The sequence below is a fragment of the Sphaerospermopsis kisseleviana CS-549 genome (genome assembly GCF_028329225.1).
Taxonomy (GTDB): domain Bacteria; phylum Cyanobacteriota; class Cyanobacteriia; order Cyanobacteriales; family Nostocaceae; genus Sphaerospermopsis; species Sphaerospermopsis kisseleviana.
The window spans coordinates 1-2,526 of the sequence record NZ_JAQMTI010000222.1 but is presented as its reverse complement, the minus strand read 5'-3'; the positions used below and the strand labels follow the sequence as shown (position 1 = coordinate 2,526).

The 2,526-nt window shown below is 32.7% G+C and carries 2 protein-coding genes; both read right to left on the bottom strand.

Annotation, left to right across the window (positions count from 1 at the left end; translation table 11 throughout):
* Positions 1-470 (bottom strand): hypothetical protein (locus PN497_RS17490; RefSeq protein WP_272110729.1); only part of this gene is annotated, 470 nt, incomplete at its 3' end.
* Positions 471-497: 27 nt separating this feature from the next.
* The gene (locus PN497_RS17485; protein WP_272110728.1) at positions 498-2,066 is read right to left on the bottom strand and encodes a helix-turn-helix domain-containing protein; all 1,569 of its coding nucleotides are present in this window, start codon (positions 2,064-2,066) and stop codon (positions 498-500) included.
* Positions 2,067-2,526 lie beyond the last annotated feature (460 nt).

Here is a 2,526-nt window from a genome sequence, read left to right as displayed (position 1 = left end):
GCACCATAAACAGTTTTAATTTCATTACCTTCCTGTTCATTAAACAACTGTGCTGCTAACATTGCTGCTGCACATTGACCCAAACCACCTTTAATATTTTCATTTTTAGCTTCTACAATAATTACCACAGGAGCATTAATTGTTAACTGTTCCCTAGAACGACTGATAACAAAATCACAATAACCATTTAAACCTTTCTCAACATCAACATTAAAATCTGTACCAGAAAATAAACTAATTTGATAATTAGCCTTACGCCTAACTTCTAATAAAATTGGCGTAATAATCATTTCTGAGCGTGCTTTTTCTGTATTTATTGCTAACGCAAGTTCCGTAGTTTCTTCCAAAGTGCTGGTTAACTTTTCACTGATTTCTATAGGTTCTACAGCGGCAAATAAATCAATTTCTTCCTTAATTGTAATATGAAAATTATTCCTAAACTTAGTTAAGCTAAAATCGCTATAAGCCATTGCTATTACCTCATGATTTTCAACAGCTTATCCAAAATTTAAAACCTCTTTAATTATAGCAGTATACTTTTCAGGAATAGGTGCATCTTTACCTTTAGTCTCAATATCCCTGACCCAGCTTTGACTCATACCTACAGCATGAGCAAAATCTCTTTGACTCATTTTTTTAGCTGTTCTCATTTGTTTAACCAAGCTGCCAGTTATTTCCTTGATAACAGGTATATTCTTAACTGTTACTTTACCATTATTTACTCCCAAAGTTTCAGCTACGGTAGAATTATTTATGACAACATCAACCTGACTTTGTGTTTTTACACCAGCTTTATTAGATTTTGTGTGAAATTTTGTATTTTTTTGATTTTTTACTGATTTATTATTATTTATCTGTGAAGAAGGTAACTTAAAACTTAACTTAGCAGGTAATAAAATATTTTGAATATAATTATCTGGTAACTTCTTCTTTCCCAGTAACTTTTGATTTCTTTCTTGAGGTGATAAATGAGCTAATTCTTCTGGTATTGCCCGCACAGGTCTTAACCATAATGGATAGCTTTCATCATCAAATTCAATCGTCATATTAACCTTATCTTTTAACAGTAATAAAGCTTCTTCTAAATCTTCTTTTAATCGCCAACCATAGCGATAATCATTCACTAATTTCTCAATTTGATTAGCTGGTAATATATTGGCCAATAAATTCCGAACTGTATAAATTCCATTTTTGCAAGTGCCATTATTTTGAACAATGTACAAAGCTAAATTGAAAGCTAGTTTATGTTGATGAGTATCTAAATCAAAAACTTCTTTGGGAATAAACCCACATTGATCAAGTGCAGTTTTTGCTTTTTCTCCTTCAGCATTGAGAAAATTATAAGTCCAAAGTCCAGGCTGTACACGAATTATCACCTCTAATAAATCTTCTGGTTCTTGAAATAAATTCGGCTGACTATATTCCTGTACACTCACCATCCACAATAAACAACGTTCTTTAATACAAAGATTTAAATCGCCTTCGTACCACTGAATAACTGCTCCCAAAGTACCAACAACCATAGCTAAATCTGCTATAGCTTTGAGTTTTTGTGATTTACTTAATTTTTTACTTTTATATATTTGCAGCGTCTTAATTAGTTCTGAACCACGCAGGATAAAAGGTTCTTTCCAAGGTTCTTGTTGTTGTGCAGCATAAGTAGCAAATACTGCGTGTAATCTAGCAGCGATTACACCGTACTTTTCCAGGATTTGGTGTTCTGCACTGTCTAAAATATATTGTGGTTGATGTGCTTGTTGGTGAAGTATGTAGAACTCAATATAACGACCTTTACCAAATTCTTTTGAAAAGTAAAGCTTGCCATCAGTATATTTATTCCAATCAGGTTGTTTCAAGTATGCTTGAGTAGCACTAATAATTGGCGCACTTGTTGCTGTCATCTCGTAGTTATTGTTTATAAATAGTGGTTGTTCTGTGAAAGGAAGGTTTTTAGCTTTTCTGAGTCGCTTAGTAGCTGTTGATATTTGTGGATTAGCAATAGTCCCAGTTCCAGCTTTGCGTGTAGCATCTGCTGGGTAAGGTATTGCTAATTGATAGCCTCTCACTTTCAAGAAGAAGTAATTATAAAATGTCTATTGTTTATTAGTGAAAATCATACAATTTCATTTTTATTGATTAATAAATTCAAAAAATTTTAACTTGCTATTTAAAAAGTGTTTTAACAATTGAGATCATTCCCACTTTGAAAAAAATAAACACAGCCACACCAAAAACTCTCCCAATCTCCTCTTCCTCTGCGTTCTCTGCGCCTCTGCGGTTCGTTTAAAACTCGTGCATCTGAAAAAAGGATGAGTGTGAAAAACCTCAGCATTTAACCGTTATTGATTAATGCTATTTAAAATATAATTACCCCTCAAAATTTCGAAAATTTCTAATTCTGCCTTCACTTTTACCCTAAATGATATTATCCAGTGATTACCAAATCCTGAATATCAAGCAACTTCTGAAACTACAGTACCCACGAAATTTTCATCAATATCTGTATCTTGATTTTCATTTTCGTGT